We start from the raw sequence: 11,660 nt of genomic DNA on the forward strand, positions 1-11,660 counted from the left end.
GCGGCCGCTCACGCGTCGGGCGGCAGCCAGCCGTGGTCGGCGAGCGAGATCGTCCCCGACCGGCGAAACGCGACGCCCTCGGCTTCGAGCAGCTGGCGCTGGCGCGCGGCGGCGACCGGGTCGCGGATGGCGATGGCGGCGGCCGTGCGCGACCGGCGGCCGACGACGCGGTGCCACGGCAGCCCGAGTTCGGGCGGACTGGCGCGCATGGCGGCGCCGGCGACGCGGCCGCCGCGCGGGATGCCGGCGAGCTGCGCCACCTGGCCGTAGGTGGCGACCGCGCCGGGGGGGATGCGGCGCACGACGGCGTAGATGCGCCGGTACAACGCGGCGATGGCGTCGCGATCGCTGGACGGCACGGCGCAGGCAGGGTACGACCGAAGGCGGTGCAGATCCAGGTCCGATACTTCGCGGTGCTGCGCGAGCGGCTGCGGCGCGACGGCGAGCGCCTCGAGCTGCCCGACGGCGCGACCGTCGCCGACGCGGTGGACGCGCTGGCGGCGGCGCACGACGCCGTCGCGGCGCTGCGCGGCCGATTCCGCGCGGCCGTCAACATGGAGATGGTCGACGCGGACGCGGCGCTCGCGGACGGCGACGAGTTGGCGCTGATTCCGCCGGTGGCGGGCGGCGCCGGCGACGGCGCGCCGGGCGGCCGGCTCGCGCGCATGGTCCACGATCGGCCGCCGTCGGTGGACGCGTGCATCGCCGCGGTGCGATCGGCCGACGTCGGCGGCATCGTGACGTTCATCGGCTGCGTGCGGCGAACGAACCGGGGCCGCCAGGTCGACCGCCTCGAGTACGAAGCCTACGACGACATGGCCAACAAGGTGCTCCGCGAGCTGTGCGAGGCGATCGAAGCGGAGATGCCGGGGACCCGGCTGGCGGTCGAACACCGCGCCGGCGTGCTCGCGGTCGGCGACGTGGCCGTCGCGATCGCGGCCGGCGCGCCGCACCGGGCCGAGGCGTTCGCGGCGTGCCGCGCGATGATCGAGCGGCTCAAGCAGTCGGTGCCGATCTGGAAGAAGGAGATCGGCCCCGACGGCGCCGAGTGGATCGGCGTCGGGCCGTAACCGCCGGCGTCCGGCCGCGACCGCGCTCCGCGCACGCGCCCGGGACGCGCGGCCCGCGCCGGTGACACGCCGCCCCGGGCCGGCTGATGCGTCGTCGCCGCCGCGCGCGAGCCGCGGTCGCGCCGGCGCGCTGCCGCCGCGCGCGAGCCGCGGTCGCGCCGGTGCGCGCCTACTCGTCGTCGTCGGTGTGCTCGCCGGCGGCGTTGTCGCCGTCGTGATCGCCGTCGCCCTCCCCGCCCTCGTCGGCGGCGGTTTCGCCGTCGCCCGAGGTGTCCTCCTCCGCTTCCGCATGGTCGTCCCCGGCGGCTTCGTCGCCGCCGGCGCCGTCGCCGTCGCCCTCGCCGTCGTCGCCTTCGCGCACGTCGTCCGGCGCCCGCTTGATGCGATCGGCCGGCGCGCTGAGCTGCGGGCCGGATGTGCGCGGCGGCGGCATCTCGATCGGCTGGGACGCCGGCCGGGCGTCATCGACGTGAATCGGCCGAGCCGTCACCGCTTCCGGCGAAACGCCGTCCGTGGCCGCGGGGCGCACCGCGATGTCGCCGGGCGGCCGGCGAACCGGCGCCTCCGCGCCCACCGCCGGCCGCTCCCCCTCCCGCTGCCGCGCGCGCCGGCGCCGCTCGACGGCGCGCTTGCGCCGGATGTCAGCCGGCGTTTCCCCGGGCACGCAACTGCGACTGCCGATGCGCCGCGGCCGGTCGAACGTGCCGGTCATCCGCATCCCGATGTAGCCGTCAGCACGCCGTGCGAGTTCCATGCTGCGCTCGATCCCCTCGAGCTTCGCGTTCTTCTTCTTCGCCTGGTCGCTGAACTTGAACCGATAGCAGTGGTGGATCTCGCTCCTGGCGAACGGGCTCTTGAGCAGGATGTAGCCCTCCGCGTACAGCTCGCCGTCTGTCGACACTGCCTCGAACGTATCGATGTCCGCGCGCCCGTTGTCGACGGTCAACACGACCTTGTTGTCGCCGAGGTTGAGCTTCGGCAACGTCACCCCCTCTTTCGCGAACGCCGACGCACGGCCGGACGACTGGGTGCGCGGCACGACCTTGCCCGGTCCGACCGTACACATCGGACACGACAACTCGGCGCGGCCGCTCGCCTGGTCGAATGCCAGCCCGCGCTCACCGCGCGGCACGTGGAGGCTCACGTGCGCATTGAGCCCGCCGGTCGCCGGCAATCCCGCAAACACGGCGTCGGCGCTCGGCAACGCCGCGAGGTCGAGCTGAGACGTGTCGACGTCCACGTCCAGCCCGTCCTTGGACCAGACGACACGGCCGTCGACCGTGCCGGCGCCGAGCTGCGCCTCCACGTCGACCCCGACGGCCCCGCGCAGCAGACCGAGGAGGCCCACGCTCGCGTGCAGCTCGTCGACGGCGATCACCGTCGGCTTGTCTCCCGGCTTGTCCGGTCGCGTCGTGAGCACCATGCCGTAGATCGAGAACCGTCCCGGCAGCCAGCCCTTTTCGACCGACGCGATCGTCACGTCGAACCGGTCGTCGAGCGCGTCGATCGCCTTGACGCGCAGCCGATCGGCGTCCAGCGACGCCCACGCCGCCGACACGAACACCAGCAGGACGGCCGCCACGTATCCCGCCCCCCGCAATAGCGACCGTTGCGTCTTGCTCAAACGCGCCATCACGTCCCCTCTCCGTCGGCCGCATCGCCGCCCGACTTTTTGTCTTTCGCCCGGCGCGGCGCGTACGTCGCCACGGTCATCGACGCCTTGCGCAGCTTGCCCTCCTCGCGGAAGCTGCGCTCGATCTGGAGCTGGGTGACGACGACGGCCCGGTTGCGCGATTCCACCTTTTCCAAGAAATCGGCGAGCTGCTGGACCGTGAGATTGCGCAGATCGATCGCGACCGCAATCTCGTCGTAGGCGCCGCGCGCGACCTGCGGCTGCGGCGCGTAGTTCGGGATTTCGATGCCCACCTCTTTCGCGATGTCTTCGAGGTATGCGGGCAAGTCGACCGGTTCCTTCGGAATCTTGACCTCCGGCTCGTCGATCCCTCCCTCGGCCGCCACCCGCCGGTACGTGTCGAGCGCGCGCAGCGCATCACGGCGCAGTTCGTTGCGCGCCTCGATCGCGTCGAGCCCGTCCCAGATCATGCGACCGACAAGGCCGAACACCGACACCACGAACGCGACGGCCAGCAACACCATCAACCGCCGCTCGCGCGGCGACATGTGCTCCCATCGATCTCTGAGTGCATCGAGCGCCACGACGTCTCCTTACATGCACGCCGACCGAATCGTGATCGAGAAGGCCTTGGTGCCGTTCGGGCCGGACGAAATGCTCGGCTTCGACACGTCCTCGAAACAGTCGATCGACTGGAGTGCCTTCTCGATCGCCGCGATCTGCTTGGTATCGGCCGCCGTCGCGGTGAGCGAGATTTGCCCCGGTCGGATGTCGATGTTCTTCACGTCGAGCGTGACCTCCTTCTTCGGCGGCAGCTTCGCGTTGATCTCGAGCAAGATGTCGTAGGCGGTCATCTTCGGCAGCGGCGACGCCGCCTTCTTCTTGGCCGGACCCACCTTCGCCAGCACCTCCTCGGCCGTCAACGGTTTGCCGATCGTCTGAGCGCTCTCGGCCGCGATGCGCTGTTCGAGCGCGTCCTCCGACGCGCGCAGTTCGTACAGCGCCGCATAAGCGTTCACGGCCGCAAATGCGATGACGACCAGCGCGATCGCGGCGAGATGCGCGACCTTTTGCCGCAAAAACGAGAAGTCCGCGCGGAATGCCAGCGGCCCCTGGCGCAGGTCGTACAGGACGCCTCCGGTCGCGGCGTCGAGCGCGATGCCCGCGGCGCAGGCCGCGACGTCGGCCGGCGCCTGCTGCGCAAGGTCCTGGCCGAGCAGCCCGGCGGCCTGGTCGGGCGACAGCCGCACCACCGGCAGCCCGACCTGCTCGGCCAGGTACGACGCGACGCCCCGCAGGCGCGACCCGCCGCCGACGAGCGCGATCGACGTCGCCTCGCCGCCCGTCTCGGCGCGGCACGCGCGCAACGTGCGCCGGATGTCGCGCGCCAGCGGCAACAGCTCGGCGGCGAGGACGTCGGCGACCCGCCGCCACGCGTCCGACGGCGGCGGCTCCGCCTCGGACGCCACGTACCCGTCGGCGTGCTTGGCCTTCTCCGCCTCGTCGTACGGAATGTTCCACGCCCGCGCAATCGCCTCCGTCAGATCGCGGCCGCCGCGCGACAGCGTCCGCGTGAACACCGTGCGGCCGCTCTTGACGACGGCGACGTCGGTGCGGTGGTGGCCGAGATCCACGATCGCGACCGCGTCGCCGCCGCCGAGCGTTCGCTCCGCCACGCGCGACAGTCCGGTCGGCGCCACAACGAGCCCGCGGGGCTCCTCGCCGCCGATCGTCATCCGATCGAGCAGCTCGCGCGCGCGGTCCTGCAGCATCGCACAGGCCAACACGCGCATCCCCGCGGCCGGCGGCGCGATCACCCCGGGCGGCGGCCGGTCGTGCGTCCCGCCGCCGACGAACGTCGGCTCGTCGTCGCCCGGCACCGCTGCCTCCGCCGGAGGTTCGGCCACGCCGAGATCGCGCGGCAGGCTGTCGAAGGCGTACACGATGTCGTCCAGGTCGAACGGCAACAGCCCCTCCAGCTCGCCGCCGACCGCCTTCTCCAGATCCGCCCGCTTGAGGTGGCGGAAGCCAAACTCGATGACGCGCGAACTCACGAGGTCGCCCGGCACGCCGACGTACACGGTGTCGGCCTCGGTCGCGATCTCGCGCAGCACCTCGTGGGCGACCGCGGCCGAACGGGCCAGCGCGTCGGCGCGATCTCCGACCGGCACCGCGCGCTCCATGAAGTCGACGACGTGCGCCTGTCCCCACCCGGCGGTGGCGACGGCGACCTTGACGCTGTACGCGCCCAAATCGACGGCGATGACTCTACCTGCCATACGTCATTCCTCTCGCCAGAACACCCACGCGCCCTTGCCCCCCATCCCCTCGCGGGCTTGCTGGCGTTGCACTTCCTTGTCCCACACGGCGACGATGCGCTTTTGGACCCGGCCGATGTGCGCCGTCGCCTCCACGCGATACGTCCGGCGCGGCCCGGACCGCGCGACCTGGTTGAGCTTCGACAGATCGAGCTCGACGCCCTCCGGAAACTGCACGCCGGCCAGCGCGGCGCCGCCAGACGCCGCCCCCGCCGCGTTCGGGTCCGAAAACAGCTCACCGAGCGCGCCGCCCGGATCCTTGACGAAATCGGCAAACGACTGCACCGAGTCGAACATCACGCCCAGATTGCGCGCCTGCGACACGTAGCGCGCCAGCGCCCACAGCTTCGCCGGGTCGCGCAGCACCGGATCGTCCGGGTTCTTGGCGGCGATGTAGATCAGCGCGGCGATGACGTTGACGTCCTGCAGTGCGCCGACGTTCTGTTTGCAACCGCCGTACACGGTGAACGCCGAGCCGAACAGCGTCCACATCCGCTCGTCCATCCCGCGCACCAGGCGCAGCTCGCCCACCGTGTCGATGTAGTTGTTCTTCGGCAGATAGCGGTCGCGCAGGTTCTCGTAGCCGTACTCTTCCGGCGTCCCCGGCGCCCCGAACCGCGCGTTGTCGCGGTCGACGTAGTCGATGATCGCCGCGACCTGCGTGGGCCGATCGCGCCGCCAGCCATCGGCGTCTTCCCGCTGGAAGATGTCGTCGAACGCCTCGGGAAAGAACATGGCTTCGAGCTGCGTCTGCAGCGCGCGGCGCGTCGCCTCCGAGCCGTTGGCGCAGTTGACGTTGACCTTGCCGTCGTCGGTCGTCACCTGCACGTCGAACTCGCCCTCCGGCAGGCCAAGCCCCTTGATCCCGCTGGTGTCGACCCCGCCGATGAACGCGCCGAGCGCGTCCACCTCCTCTTTGGAGCCGCCGAACGCGCCCATGAACAGCGGCAGGTAGTCGGCGAGCTGCACGTCCCCGATCATGTTGCGGTAGCGATCGAGGATGTCGGTCTGCACCTTGATGACGAGGACGGACAGGTTGATGCCGGACCGCGCCAGAAAGTGCGCCCGCATGTCGTCTTGCACGTTGCGCGCCGACTCGTACTCGACGTCCGCGTCGGTCGTGAACTCGGCGGTGACGACGCCCAGCAGCGCAAGCGCGCCCGCCACCGCGATGAGCGCGATGCCGCGCTCGCTGAACCGTCGATCGTGTGCCCGCGCGTCCATCGCCGTCAGTTCGCAAAAAATTGCAGGCGCTCCTGCATCATCAGCCGCGCCTGGGTGGTGTAGACGACCGGCTTGCCGTCGCGCCCCTTCACCGTGATCTTGATGCGCACCCGCGTCGGCAGGCGGCCGCGCTGGCCGTCGGCCGCGGTCGTGTCCCATTCGCGCCGCCATTCGTTTTCGCGCCAGTCCCAGTACTCGAACTCCACTTCCTCCACATCGCGCACGAGCAGGTCGACGTCGTGCGGGACCTGGTCCCAGCCCTCGTCGGAAAGCCGCCTCGATTCGCGCCGCAGCAGATTGGTCTGGTTGCGGTCGCGCGGGTCGGGCGCCAGGAAGTACGAGATCATCGTCTGCTCGGACTCGTGCGCGTTGGCCCACAGCACCTGGTGCGCGAACGACGAAAACCGCAAGAGCGCATCGCGCCGCCCCTTGCCGATGAACGCCGTCCGCGGCTCGAGCGCGTCGGTCGCCTCGTTCTGCGACAAGTAGGCCATCGACAGGTCCCGCACCATGCGCGCCATCGACACCCGCAGCTCGCGGTTGCGATCCGCGACACGCGCGACCATCTTCTTGTCGCCGGCGATCTGCGCCGTCACTGACCACGCGATGAACATCATCATGGCGACGATCCCCATCGCGATCAGCAGTTCCAGGACGGTGAACCCGCGCTGCGATCGCCCGGTCATCGCCTCAGCCCTCCCGCTCGCGGTACCGGGCTCGTCTGGCGGGTCGGCCCCGTCGTCGACGAGCCGGTCGACCCGTCACTGTCACTGCCACTGCCCGCCGGCACGCCGGCCATGGCTTCGTCGATCCCGCGCGAGTTGGTGAAGTAACAGACGACCTTCATCTCCTCGGTCGCCCGGCCCACCTTCCACGTCACCGTCAAGGTGACCCGCCGGATCGACCGCTCGAGGATGTTCGCAATCAGCTCGAACTGCGAGCCGATGAGGCCGGCTCCGGCGGACGACAGCAGCGACCCGCCCGCCGCCCCGGCGGCCGCCGTCCCCGGTTCGCCCGTGTCGCCATCGCTGCCGGCCGTCTGCAACTCGGCGATGCCCGGGAGCTCCACCTTCTCGATCGCCGCCTCCCAGCGAATATCCGACCAGCCCTCGTCGGAAAAATCGCCGTCGACGGTCTGATCCATCTCCTGAAAGCCGTCGTGGAGCAACTGCTCCTCGATGTCGTACATCTTGCCGCGCGCGAGGTCGGTCGCGACGCCGAGCATCTGCGCGCGCTGGGCCTGGCGCACGTTGGACGCGGCCGTCGCAATCGTGAGCGTCAAGCCGCCCGCAAGGATCGCGAGCGCGATCATCACTTCGAGCAGGGTGAATCCGGCCTGCCGGGGCCCCGTGCGCCCGCCCCGCGTCACCGCTCGCCCTCCGCGCGCTTGCCCTCGGCGTCGCGCATCATGTGGTCCTCGGGGTCGATCCAGTCGCCGTCGCGAAACTCCACGCGCCCGGTGAGGCCGTGCACGACGAGCGTGTAGAAGTCGGCGTCGGCGCCAGTGCCGTCGGCGACCTGCACGACCGCCTTCTCGGCGTGGCCGAGCGGGAAGAAATGGATGGACACCGTCCCCTCGCGCTCGACCGGCCCGTCGAGGTGCTGCACCCAGATGGCCTTGAACACGTCGTCGCGGGTGAGCCGCTGCGGCTTGCCGCGCGGATCGGGCACCTGCTTGCCGCCGCGCATGCGGGTCGGCGGCCCGCACTCACCCGCGCCGACCCGCGCGCCCGCCAGCGCGCGCGCCTTGTCCGCCGCCTGCTCGGGCGTCATCGCTTGCTGGACCTGCGGCACGAACTCGCCCGTCAACCCCGGCGGCTGCGCGTTCGGATCGCCCTGGAGGAACTCGAGCGCCCGCTGCACCCGCGCCTCGTCGACGTCGTCGCCGCCGCGCTGCTCGCGACGCTCGCGGTACAGTTTGACGTTGCCCTCGCACACCTCGATGCGGAACGTGCGCTCGTCGAGGTCGAACACGACGCGGTGGTGCTTGCCCGTGTATGCCGCCATGCCGTAGGCGCTCCGCAGCGCCTGCGCAATGCGCGTGATGTCGGCGCGCAGGTCGCTGTTGCGGACGCGGCGCACGCCCATCGACAACGTGACGGCGAGCGCCGATACCAACCCGAGCACCAACAACAGCTCGAGTACGGTGAAGCCGCCGCTATGTCGCGTTCGTGCGCGCACCACCCGTCACTTGACCGGCGACTCCCAGGACTTGATGTCGTCGTCGGTGCCCTGCTTGCCGTCCTTGCCGACCGACACGATGCCGAACCCCTCCGTCTCGGGGGGCGCCGACTCGCCGCACAACATGATGAACTCGCGGCCCCACGGATCCTTCGTGTCCGATTTGTTCGTCATGTACTTGACGAGTTCGCTGATGTTGCTCGGGCACGCGTCCTGATGGTCGAGCGACCACCGCGCATACGCCGACGCAAACTGCACGGCCATGGTGTGCGCATTTCGCCGCTTCGCCTCCTCGCCGGCTTTGAACAGCTTCGGCCCGACCAACACGCCCATGATGAGCGCGATGATCGCGAGCACGATGAGTACTTCCATGATGGTGAAACCCGCCTGACCGCGTGTGGTTTCCCGCGCAATCGTGTCGTTCCGGTTCGTCTCCATTGCGTCTACCCCATGCTGAATTGGCTCATGTCCATGATGGGCATGAGAATCGAGAACACCACGAAGCCCACCGCGAGCCCCATGACGACGAGCATCATCGGCTCGAGCGTGCTCGTGAGCTTGGACAGTTTCTGCTCGACTTCGCGATCGAACGTGTCGGCGACGCGGTACAGCATGTTCTCCAGCTGTCCGGCCCGCTCGCCGACCGCGATCATGTGGGTCATCATCGGCGGGAATTCGCCGCTCTTGCGCAGCGTGACCGCGACCGACTCGCCCTGGGAGATGGCCTCGCGCGCGCCGGCGATCACGTCCATCAATACGACGTTGCCGAGCGTGTCCTTCGAGATGTCCAGCGCGCGCAGCATCGGCACCCCGGCCGACAGCATCGTGCCGAGCGTGCGGGCAAATCGCGCGACCGCCACCTGGCGGACGAGCGGGCCGAACAGCGGAACCTTGAGCAAGAACCGGTGCCACACCGGCTTGCCCTCGTCGCTGCGCGTCCACCGCACGAACAGCCACACCGCCGCGATCAGCGCCGGCGCCCACAGCCACCAGTACGCGCCGATCACGTGGCTCGTGAAGATCAGAAGCTCGGTGTTCCACGGCAGCGCCTGGTCGCGCTGCGCGAAGATCTCGGTGATGTTCGGGATCACCGCGACCATCAGGATGGTCATGATCCCGGCGCCCATCAGCATCATGATGATGGGATAGATCATCGCGCCCTGGATCTTCGACCGCAGCTCCTGGCCGGCCTCGAGGAAGTCCGCGAGCCGGGTGAGCACGGTGTCCAGGTTGCCGGACATCTCGCCCGCCCGCGTCATCGAGCAGTACAGGTCGTCGAACAGCCTCGGATGCTTCGCCAGCGCGTCGGCGAGCGCGGAGCCCTCGTTGACCGCCGTCTTGACCTCTCCGATCGCCGCCTTGAGCTTGACGTTGTCGACCTGCTCGAACACCGCGCCGAGCGTCTCGGCCAGCGGAATGCCGGCCTTGAGCAGCGTCGCGATCTGGCGCGTGACGGCGGCGATCTCCGCGCGACTGACGCGGCCGAACACATCGGCGAAATTCACCTCCCGGCGCAGACCTGCGCCGGCGGACGCGGCCTTCTTGCCCTTCGACTCGACGACGTCCGTGACCACGACGCCGTCTTTGCGCAGCAGCGCGCGCAGCGCCTTCGGGGAGTCCGCCTCGCGAACGCCCGCGACCGACTTGCCGTCGGCCCCGATCCCCTTGTACGCGAACAGCGGCATCAGCTCTCGCTCTCGGCCGTCACCATCAACACTTCCTCGGGCGTCGTCATCCCGAGCATCACCTTGCGCGCGCCGTCCATGCGCAGCGTGACCATGCCGGCGTCGATGCCCGCCTTGCGGATCGCGCCCGCGTCCGCCTTCTGCAGCGTGAGCGTGCGCACGGCGTCGTTGACCATGAGCAGCTCGTAGATCCCGGTGCGCCCGGCGTAGCCGACGCCGAGGCACTCCTTGCAGCCGACCGCGCGGTACACCGTCCCGGGCGCGAGCGGCCGCATCCCCTTGACCTCCGGCAACTCGTAACCGCCGGCGTAGAAGCGATCCGGATCGAGTCCGAGTTCGCGCACCACCTCGGGCGACGGCCGCACGACCTCCGCGCACGCGTAACACGGCGTGCGCACGAGCCGCTGTGCCAACAGGCCGACGAGCGACGACGCCACCAAGAACGGCTCGATGCCCATGTCGATGAGGCGAGTGACCGCACCCGCGGCGTCGTTGGTGTGCACCGTTGAAAACACGAAGTGACCGGTAAGGGACGCGGTAATCGCGATCTCCGCCGTCTCGCGATCGCGGATTTCGCCGACCATGATCACGTCCGGGTCGTGCCGCAAAAACGATCGCATGCCGCTGGCGAACGTGAGGTCGATCTTCGGGTTCACCTGCGTCTGCGAGATCCCCTCGAGCTGATACTCGACCGGATCTTCGATCGTGAGGATGTTCTTGTCGGGCGAGTTGATCTCGGTGAGACAGGCGTACAGCGTCGTCGTCTTCCCCGAGCCGGTGGGGCCGGTCACGAGCAGAATTCCGTGTGGCCGCACGATGATCGACCGCAGCTGGCGCAGCGTGTCCGACGCCATTCCGATCTCTTCGAGGCCCAGCAACACGGAGCTGCGGTCGAGCAGACGGATCGTCACGCGTTCGCCGCCCGCCGTCGGCGCGGTGGCGACGCGCATGTCCACGTCCTTGCCGGCGATCTTGCGCCGGATGCGGCCGTCCTGCGGCAGCCGCTTTTCGGCGATGTCGAGGCCCGCCATGATCTTGATGCGGGCGACGATCGACGGCAGGTACTGGCGGTTCGCGTGCTTGACCTCGCGCAACCGTCCGTCGATGCGAAAGCGGACCGTGACCTCCTTTTCGCCGGGTTCGATATGGATGTCCGACGCGCGCTCCTTGACCGCCTGGAACATCAGCGAATTGACCCAGCGAATGATGGGCGCCTCGTCGGTGAGATCGAGGATGTCGATCAGCTCCTCGGCGTCCGCGTACTCGTCCTCCTCGGTCTTCTCCGACAGCTCCGCGCCCTCGCGCAACTTGGAGTAGACTTTGTTGATCGTATCGATGATGTGTCCCGCCGGGGCGACGACCGCCTCGGTCGGCGCATCGACGAGAACGCGCAGATCGTCGAGCGCGTGCACGTTCATCGGGTCGGCCATCGCGACGTAGACCCGACCGACGTCGTCCCGCATGTACGGCAGCACGCAATACTGCTTCGCAAAGTGGATCGGCACGCCCTCGATGAGCGATCCGTCGAAGTCGTCCGGATCGGGCAGCC

11 protein-coding genes are annotated in these 11,660 nt (G+C 69.7%); 1 reads left to right on the forward strand and 10 read right to left on the reverse strand.

The annotated features are described in order from the left end of the window. Nucleotides 1–8: 8 nt before the first annotated feature. Nucleotides 9–335, reverse strand: a complete 327-nt coding sequence (locus D6689_17690) for a methyltransferase (GenBank protein RMH39080.1) — start codon at nucleotides 333–335, stop codon at nucleotides 9–11. A 51-nt stretch (nucleotides 336–386) separates the two neighbouring features. Between D6689_17690 and moaD the strand changes: the two genes are divergently transcribed. Beyond that, nucleotides 387–1,070 carry a molybdopterin converting factor subunit 1 gene (moaD, locus tag D6689_17695; protein RMH39071.1) on the forward strand — a complete coding sequence of 228 codons (684 nt, stop codon included), beginning with the start codon at nucleotides 387–389 and terminating at the stop codon, nucleotides 1,068–1,070. A 169-nt stretch (nucleotides 1,071–1,239) separates the two neighbouring features. Here moaD and gspN read toward each other — a convergent pair whose 3' ends face one another. From gspN to gspE, 9 genes are all read right to left on the reverse strand, one after another. Beyond that, a complete protein-coding gene (gene gspN / locus D6689_17700) occupies nucleotides 1,240–2,703 on the reverse strand; it encodes a type II secretion system protein GspN (GenBank protein RMH39072.1) in 1,464 nt (487 codons plus the stop codon). Further along, nucleotides 2,703–3,251 (reverse strand): hypothetical protein, encoded by a 549-nt coding sequence (locus D6689_17705; GenBank protein RMH39073.1) that lies wholly within the window; start codon nucleotides 3,249–3,251, stop codon nucleotides 2,703–2,705. The genes gspN and D6689_17705 overlap by 1 nt, the downstream gene beginning before the upstream one ends. A gap of 45 nt (nucleotides 3,252–3,296) precedes the next feature. After that, on the reverse strand, nucleotides 3,297–4,982 hold the full coding sequence (locus D6689_17710; protein RMH39074.1) for a hypothetical protein: 1,686 nt from the start codon (nucleotides 4,980–4,982) through the stop codon (nucleotides 3,297–3,299). A gap of 3 nt (nucleotides 4,983–4,985) precedes the next feature. Beyond that, nucleotides 4,986–6,416 (reverse strand): hypothetical protein, encoded by a 1,431-nt coding sequence (locus tag D6689_17715; protein RMH39075.1) that lies wholly within the window; start codon nucleotides 6,414–6,416, stop codon nucleotides 4,986–4,988. Beyond that, complete coding sequence (locus tag D6689_17720; GenBank protein RMH39076.1) at nucleotides 6,251–6,931, reverse strand: prepilin-type N-terminal cleavage/methylation domain-containing protein; 681 nt, start codon at nucleotides 6,929–6,931, stop codon at nucleotides 6,251–6,253. The genes D6689_17715 and D6689_17720 overlap by 166 nt, the downstream gene beginning before the upstream one ends. After that, entirely contained in the window at nucleotides 6,928–7,953 is a 1,026-nt protein-coding gene (locus D6689_17725) for a prepilin-type N-terminal cleavage/methylation domain-containing protein (protein RMH39081.1), read from the reverse strand. Before D6689_17725 ends, D6689_17720 begins: the two co-directional genes overlap by 4 nt. Before the next feature lie 479 nt (nucleotides 7,954–8,432). Beyond that, complete coding sequence (locus tag D6689_17730) at nucleotides 8,433–8,864, reverse strand: prepilin-type N-terminal cleavage/methylation domain-containing protein (protein ID RMH39077.1); 432 nt, start codon at nucleotides 8,862–8,864, stop codon at nucleotides 8,433–8,435. Nucleotides 8,865–8,869: 5 nt separating this feature from the next. Continuing rightward, a complete protein-coding gene (gspF, locus tag D6689_17735) occupies nucleotides 8,870–10,111 on the reverse strand; it encodes a type II secretion system protein GspF (protein ID RMH39078.1) in 1,242 nt (413 codons plus the stop codon). Next, on the reverse strand, nucleotides 10,111–11,660 hold a 1,550-nt coding region (gene gspE, locus D6689_17740; protein ID RMH39079.1), incomplete at its 5' end, for a type II secretion system protein GspE. The genes gspF and gspE, both read right to left, overlap by 1 nt.

Source organism: Deltaproteobacteria bacterium, from assembly GCA_003696105.1.
In the GTDB taxonomy this organism is placed as follows: domain Bacteria; phylum Myxococcota_A; class Polyangia; order Haliangiales; family J016; genus J016.